This is a genomic window from Brachyspira sp. (genome assembly GCF_050873525.1).
Lineage (GTDB): Bacteria > Spirochaetota > Brachyspiria > Brachyspirales > Brachyspiraceae > Brachyspira.
Window position 1 is genome coordinate 1 of the sequence record NZ_JBNMIZ010000150.1, and the last position, 6,717, is coordinate 6,717.

At 29.2% G+C, this 6,717-nt stretch carries 7 protein-coding genes; 1 reads left to right on the forward strand and 6 read right to left on the reverse strand.

Annotation, left to right across the window (positions count from 1 at the left end):
• Positions 1 to 57: 57 nt before the first annotated feature.
• The 6 genes from ACR0QS_RS09610 to ACR0QS_RS09635 form a co-directional block, all read right to left on the reverse strand.
• A complete protein-coding gene (locus ACR0QS_RS09610; RefSeq protein ID WP_432633227.1) occupies positions 58 to 1,872 on the reverse strand; it encodes a bifunctional metallophosphatase/5'-nucleotidase in 1,815 nt (604 codons plus the stop codon).
• 62 nt (positions 1,873 to 1,934) lie between these two features.
• Positions 1,935 to 2,255: a hypothetical protein gene (locus ACR0QS_RS09615; RefSeq protein WP_432633228.1), complete on the reverse strand. Its 321-nt coding sequence runs from the start codon at positions 2,253 to 2,255 to the stop codon at positions 1,935 to 1,937.
• A 292-nt stretch (positions 2,256 to 2,547) separates the two neighbouring features.
• A complete protein-coding gene (locus ACR0QS_RS09620) occupies positions 2,548 to 3,120 on the reverse strand; it encodes a hypothetical protein (RefSeq protein ID WP_432633229.1) in 573 nt (190 codons plus the stop codon).
• Between the two features lie 43 nt (positions 3,121 to 3,163).
• Positions 3,164 to 3,658, reverse strand: coding sequence for a hypothetical protein (locus ACR0QS_RS09625; protein ID WP_432633230.1), 495 nt, complete (start codon positions 3,656 to 3,658; stop codon positions 3,164 to 3,166).
• Positions 3,659 to 3,691: 33 nt separating this feature from the next.
• On the reverse strand, positions 3,692 to 4,192 hold the full coding sequence (locus ACR0QS_RS09630) for a hypothetical protein (RefSeq protein ID WP_432633231.1): 501 nt from the start codon (positions 4,190 to 4,192) through the stop codon (positions 3,692 to 3,694).
• A 25-nt stretch (positions 4,193 to 4,217) separates the two neighbouring features.
• On the reverse strand, positions 4,218 to 4,778 hold the full coding sequence (locus ACR0QS_RS09635; protein ID WP_432633232.1) for a hypothetical protein: 561 nt from the start codon (positions 4,776 to 4,778) through the stop codon (positions 4,218 to 4,220).
• 423 nt (positions 4,779 to 5,201) lie between these two features.
• Between ACR0QS_RS09635 and murJ the strand changes: the two genes are divergently transcribed.
• The coding region (gene murJ, locus ACR0QS_RS09640; protein ID WP_432633233.1) for a murein biosynthesis integral membrane protein MurJ at positions 5,202 to 6,717 on the forward strand (1,516 nt) is incomplete at its 3' end.

Consider the following 6,717-nt stretch of genomic DNA (forward strand, 5'->3'; position numbering starts at 1 on the left):
ATATAAAATACAAAAAATATTATAAATTATAATTCGGACTATTATAATAAAGCTTTATTATTTATCGGGATATAATAATTTATAATCTCTTTCTCTTCCCGCTTTAAGATAATCTTCGGGAATCACTTTCCAATTATTCAGTTTTTCAACCGTTATGCTATTCGTTTGCTCTTCGAACCATTTAATCATATAAAATCGTAAATCTTTATCGGTAGATTTTATAACCAAGTCCATATTTTGCAAAGTTTTCAAATCTATTTTCGCTCCCTGCGTCAAATGTCCGCCTCCGCCGCTTCCTCTGTAGGAATTAATCGCCACTTTATATTCTTTATTCAAATCGAAAGCCGAACCGTCCGACATAGAAATTATATTAACTCTCTCGCCGTAGCCTTTTCTAACATCGACAATATAATTCAGTCCGCCCATACTTTCGTAATTATAGGTTTGAGTTAATGTGTCGTAGGAATTATATCTATTATTAAAAATCAAATTTCCGTTAGCGTCTTTTTTGAAATATATCAAATGGTCGTTTATATTAGTCATTAAATTAAACCATCGGCAGTAGGAATATTCCATAACATCTTTTATCTGTTTTCCCGTTAATCTCATTACATAAAAGAAATTCTCATAAGGATACAAATTAAACATGTCTCGCACTTTAACTTTTCCAATATCCAAAACGGCGTCTTTGCTTAAAGGAGCTGCAAATGAAATATCCGCTTTTTCTCCAAGTTCTTTTTCGGCTATTTCAAATTGCAAATCATGGATAAAACTTAAAAAATAACTGTCGCCAAATATCGCCTCGTCCGAAGTTAATTTTGTATTTAACTCTCCTATATCTCTATCAACCCAAGTTTTAATTTTTTCTTTATCGGTATTAAATTTTTCTAAAAATTCTCTATCCGCCTCAAACTCTGAAGGATTTACCAATTCTCCTTTAAAATCAATATTCCATTTTTTTGTATCATTATCGTAAATCATCCTGACATCTACGGAAGCGATTGACCTCGCGGCGTTTACTCCTCCGTATATCGGAATGATTTTACCGCTCGGACTTTTTACATCTTTGGTTTTTTGTTTTGTGATTTCATCGTAACCTTTTCCGTTCCAGCCCTGATGGTCATGCCCTACAAATATTATATCAAAACCTTCCACTTCTTCCGCGACAAGCTGACTAGCGTTTTCGTTTTTATATTTTTCTTTATCTTCCGTATAATTCGCTCCCGAGTGAAATAGTCCGACAATCATATCGGGTTTTTCTTTTTCTTTTATAATTTTTATCCATTTTTTTGCGCATTCAACCATATCTTCGGCAACTATTCCTTCGTATAAAATTTTTGGAAGCTGTCTTTCTATCGCTGGTTCAATCATTCCTAAAACCGCAATTTTAATTCCGTTTTTATTTATAATCGCGTAAGGCTTGAAATAAGTTTCTTTAGTTTTTTCGTTTATTAAATTGGCAACTACTACTCGAGCTTTTATTTCTTTTACAATTCTATCGTAAACATTATGCCCCGTTTCAATATCATGATTTCCCATCGTAACGACATCGTAATTCATATAATTCAAAACTTCCGTCCATATATGCTTTTCGTTTGTGGCGATAAAATTATAATAATAAACGGTAGGCTGTCCTTGAAGCGTATCTCCGTTATCGAGAAGCAAAACCGTTTTTCCTTCGCTTTTTAATTTTTTAATATAAGTTAAAATATTGGCAATCGAAGTGTTTTCTTCTTTATCGGTAATAAAATTGTATGGAAAAATCATTCCATGAATATCCGTAGTTTCGACTATGGTAAAATTAACTTCGCCTTTCGGCTTGCATGAAAATAAAGACAATAAACTAAACATTAATAAAAAACCTTTCTTCATAAAATAAAACCTCTATTTATTTTATCAATATTATAACATTTAAAAAATTAAAGAAAATAGATTTATTCAATCCTCAAAACTTTTTTCACGGTTTCAATATTATAAATTATAAAACGAACGGCATTGAAAATATATAACGAAGTTAGGCAAATAAGAAATATAAAAAATATTCTTTTGAAAATAGTTTTTAATTTGCTTTCTTTATCTTTTTCCCAAAAGAGTTCCACTATATCTTTTTTTCTTTTCTTTCTTTTTTCATTTTTAAAAACTTTTCTAAATATAGTAGACAATATCAAATATAATAAACAAATCGCTATAATAAAATTAGCTATCAAATAAAAAGTTATTATCTGTTCTTTATCGTTCAAATTAACAATATTCAATTTACACCTCCATAAAATTTAGTCGTGGCAATCCAAAATAATAAAATCTATTTTATGTGGATTACTTCGGTTTTTTGCAAAACCTCGTAATGACAAATTTCAATAGTCATTGCGAGCATTTGAAAAATGCGAAGCAATCTATATTTTGGATTAATTGGCGTCTGCCCAACTTCATTGCATCTATAAATAGCCTCGTTCCTTCTGGACGCATCTGGCGAATGACTAATTTAAATTGTCATTGCGAGCCGTGAGGCGTGGCAATCCAAATTTTATTATTTCTAATTTATAAATATTAATCGTTCAACTTTCGTCTATACCAATAAGAAGAACCGACATGTTTTTGCATAATTTGTTTTATTCCTCTTAAATCAAAAGTAGATATTGGTTTAAAGTTTTTCATTAATTTTGCGGATTTGCCATTATAAAGCATTTTTGTTAATACTGTAGACCTTTCAGATGTTATCCTTATGATATAATCTTCTATATCATACTCATGAAAATTACATCGCATATCATTACCTTCATTATCCGTTATAATTAAAACTAAATTGTCTTCTTTTTCTATTTCAAAATGATAGATTGAAACCACAGAGAAACCAATGCCATCTACATTAACACCTATATGTATATATGGATAGAATAGTTTCATAGCTTCTTTTAATAGGTTCTTATCGGTTTCGGACATGGAATTTGTTTCATTTAGAAAGTTAAGATTTGTTTCAGAAATAAAATTTGTTATTGTTGTCGTATCATAAGTTTTAAAACTAGTTAGAGGACTTCCATCCGTTGCATATCCAGTTTCAACTTCCCACTTTGCGAAAACTACGCCCGAAAAAATTAAAAATAAAATTATAATCTTTTTCATTTTATAACTCCTTAAAAATTAATTTATTTTAAAAATTATTAAATTATTTCTTTTCTCTATTTTTTAATTTATATTTATACCAATCCGAAAAACCTACATTTTTTCTCATAAACTTTTTTATTTGCTTCAAATTAAACGCGGCGGAAAGTTCTTCGTTATTATATAATTTCGCCGACTGCCCCGACAATAACATTTTTACCAATCTATCGCTTCTGTCCGTTTGTCTGTCGATAATCAAAATCTCTCCCTCTCTAATATCCGAGCTAAAAACATTATAAACTACCAAATTGCCCGCTCTGTCTCTTATATCGAGCCTCAAATTATCGCCTCTTTTTATATCTTTATTTTTAATATTAACCGAAGAATAACCGTCCGAGCCTTCCAAAACCACGCTTATAATCAAAGAAGATTCGGTTTTGGTTTCGCTTGTTGTAAAAGTAGTCGCCGTTTTTCCGTCTTCCGTGTAAGCCGTTCCGACATCCCATTTTGCAAAAACTACCGCAGAAAATATTAAAAATAAAAATATAATTTTTTTCATTTTACAATTCCTTAATTTTATTATTCTATTATTTTATTCGTTTATTTTATATTTATACCAATCAGAATTTCCAAGTCTTTTTTGTAAAATTTGTTTTAATCCTTGTGTATCAAATGTAGCTAATGTTTCTCTAGTATCATTATTATATAATTCTACAGATTGTGCCGACACCAATAATTTTGATATAGCATCACCTCTATTATATTTATCTGAATTTTGAATTCCAATAAATCCTTTTTCTATATCTTTTTTAAAAATACTATAATTAATACTATCGCCTGAATTATCTTTTATATATAAACTTAAATTATCATTTTCTTTTACATTATTGTTAAGAATGATTACAGAAGACATTCCGTTATCAATATCCAAAGTTACATTAAACATTAAGCTAGAATATTTCTCATTATCATAAATATCATAAACAATAAAAAAGTGATAATTTACACCTTCTTTATTATGTCCCATGCTATATTGCCATTCTGCAAAAACTACTGCCGAAAACATTAAAAATAAAATTATAATCTTTTTCATTTTACAATTCCTTAATTTTATTATTCTATTCGTTTATTTTGTTTTTTATATCATTATATGCTTTTTGAAATTTCTTTGCAAAACTCGGTTTGACATCCAAATTTTTATATCCTCTACTGTTTTCAATTCTTATTGCCGTCAAAGTCCCAATATCATTATAAACTCTTGTAGAAGAATTTATAGTATAAAGGCTATATTGATAAGAAGTTCCATAATGAGAAGTATAATTTCCATAATTATAAGAATTTCCGCTATAATAAGTATCGCCTGTATATGCGGTAGGCGCATTTTCGGTATAACCAAGATTTAAAAAAATATCGTCTCCAAATCTCAAAACTATATTATCATTTTTAGAAATATTAAAAGCATTTTCACTTGAATATGAAGCCATAACAAGTATAACATTTGGATTTTTACCCGCTACAAATCTTAAATTAAGAAACCAATCCCAACCAATCATTGTCATATTATCAGTTTGGTAATATTCTGTTCCGTAAAATTTATCATAAACGGTTTTAACTTTAACTGCGCATGATATTAATAACAAAACGGGCAAGGCAAAGAATAATTTTTTTAATTTTCTCATAAATAAAATTCCATAACTTTATTTTTAGTTTTTATAATTATATAGTTTATAGGCATTTTTTCAAGTAGTTTTTGTATTATTAAATTATATTATTGTTGTAAGGATTTTTAATAATTCAGTCATTGCGAGCGTTGCCGTGACTTTGTCCGCCTATGGCGAGGCACACAGAGTGAGCGAAGCAATCCACTATTAATAAAGTTAAATTTGAAAATAGAATTATTTTAAATCTTGATTACTTCGCCTAACGGCTCGTAATGACGATATATTATTTTTGTCATTGCGAGCGAAAGCGTGGCAATCCAATATTAATAAAATTAAATTTTTAAAATCAAACTCTATTAATTTGAGATTGCTACTCTAACACTAAAAGTTGAAAAACGGCATAAATTATATATAATATCAAAAATTACTTTAGAGATTTTTATGTTGGAAAATTCGGATAATACAAAAATAAAATCAAAAATAGCAAAATCATCGCTCAAAATGTCGGTTGTAACGGCGATTAGCAGATTATTCGGACTTGTTCGTGACCAAATACAGGCGGCGCTGCTCGGAACTACTTTTATAGCGGACGCTTTCGCAATAGGTTTTATTCTTCCAAATTTATTAAGACGATTATTTGCCGAAGGAAATATGGTTGCAAGTTTTATTCCCGTATTTACCGAACTTGAAAAAGAAAAAGGCGAAAAAGAATCAAAAAAATTTTTCAGGGCGATTTTCACTCTTCTAACTTTAATATTGATTCTAATCGTTTTAATCGGAATAATAATCTCTCCGCTACTCGTCAAACTTTTATACAAATCGGCTAATAAAGAAGCTCTCGATTTGGCTGCAAGTTTATCAAGAATAATGTTTCCCTATCTTTTATTTATATCTTTGGCGGCTTTGATGCAGGGAATTTTAAATATAAGAGGATATTATTCTATTTCGGCGGCGAGTCCGATTTTGCTGAATATAGTTATAATTTCAACCGCTTTAATTTTTTATTTTTTATTTCCAAATGTTTTTGAAAATATGTCTTATGTTTTTAGTATTGCAGTTTTAATCGGAGGATTCGTTCAGTTTTTTTATCAAATGCCTTTCGTCAAAAAATTAGGATTTAGTTTTAAACCTTATTTTAATTTTAAAGATGTTTATGTTATTAAAATGATAAAACTTTTTGCGCCCGGAATTTTCGGAGCGAGTATTTATCAAATCAATCTGCTCGTTTCTACGGCTTTCGCGGGAGCGATTGGAGAAGGCAGAGTTTCGGCGGTTACTTTTGCAAACAGAATTCATGAATTCGTTTTGGGAGTTTTTGCCGTGAGTATCGCAACCGTTATGCTTCCAACTTTAAGCAAATTATTAGTTGACGGAAAAAAAGAAGATGCAAAAGACACTTTGGGTTATTCTTTAAGATTAGTCGCTTTGATAACCGTTCCCGCGACTTTCGGATTTATTATTTTAGGAAAAGAAATTGTAGAAACGATATTTCAATACGGAGCTTTTTCTTCCAATTCTACTTTTTTGGTTTCAAGCGCTTTACGATATTTATCTTTGTCTTTATTTTTTGTGGCAAGCTATAGAATAATCGTTCAGTCATTTTACGCTATGAAAGATATGAAAACTCCCGTATATACCGCTTTTTTTTCTTTTATAATAAACGCCGTTAGCAATTATTTATGCGTTTATATTTTTCGTTTCGATATAATAGGAATTTCAATTTCGAGCGTATCTGCAAATATAATTTCTTTTTGCATTTTATATATTTTATTAATGAAAAAAATGAATACAAAAACTATAATAAATAAAAAAATCGGAATTTTCAAAACTTTTTTATCGAGTTTATTAATGGGAATGTCGGTTTTTTCTCTACAATATTATTTTCTTTTAAATTCGCAATATTCAAAAATTATTTTTATTTTAATAGTTTTTCTAATAATATTTATTGGAGTAATTA